Below are 733 nucleotides of genomic sequence, written 5' to 3'. Positions count from 1 at the left end.
GACGACAGCTGGTTGGGGCATGATGCGCAAAATGCCATTTAACCTTCTGCCCTTGCTTGGCAATGACAGGCTGTTCACATTCAAAGCAAACACAGCGACATTTCAGACCATTTGCGACATCCTTAACATCGGCTCGCTGTCCATCAGGTCCAATCGCTTGTGTCGGATGCCAATCGTTGCTCATAATATCCCGGCTTGGAGGAATGAAACAGGATTTTGCCAACCCGAGGAAATAGGGTCAATTACTTCCTTTGATCTAACGGCCTTTAAAAAACGCGCACTTTACCTGCGGATACCTTAGTGATACAAAACCTCACAGTCCAGACCCAGAGATTGGTGGTTTTATATCAATGCCGACAGCCGGTACACAGCGCGATCTAGCAAAAACAGTCCTTGGTAAGCAGGGGATCGTCCGTCTGTCCGAGTTTAAGGCAGCAGGAATCACAGCAGCGACCATTGGCCGTATGCTGGACGATGGCGAGGTCGTTCGCCTCGCAAGGGGCATGTACCAGCTGCCGGACGCACCGCTCGATGCTAATCATAGCCTAGCGGAAGCGGCAAAACGTGTTCCGAAGGGAGTCATTTGCCTTGTGTCCGCCCTCGCCTATCACGAACTGACCGATCAGCTGCCTCGATCTGTTTGGATGGCAATCGGCGCCAATGATTGGACGCCAAAGGATGGCAATCCGCCACTCAAAACCGTGCGTTTCACAGAGGCCCTGCTCAGCGATGA

At 52.4% G+C, this 733-nt stretch carries 2 protein-coding genes; one reads left to right on the top strand and one right to left on the bottom strand.

Annotated features, from left to right (window positions below; genetic code table 11):
• Positions 1-184: competence protein CoiA family protein (locus V7676_RS18715; RefSeq protein WP_335661069.1), on the bottom strand; the 184-nt coding region annotated here is incomplete at its 3' end.
• Between the two features lie 166 nt (positions 185-350).
• Here V7676_RS18715 and V7676_RS18710 point away from each other — a divergent pair.
• A partial coding sequence (locus V7676_RS18710) for a type IV toxin-antitoxin system AbiEi family antitoxin domain-containing protein (protein WP_335661068.1) occupies positions 351-733 on the top strand: 383 nt, incomplete at its 3' end.

The organism is Parasphingorhabdus sp. (assembly GCF_036963805.1).
Lineage (GTDB): Bacteria > Pseudomonadota > Alphaproteobacteria > Sphingomonadales > Sphingomonadaceae > Parasphingorhabdus.
This window is presented reverse-complemented; position numbering and strand designations above follow the sequence as displayed.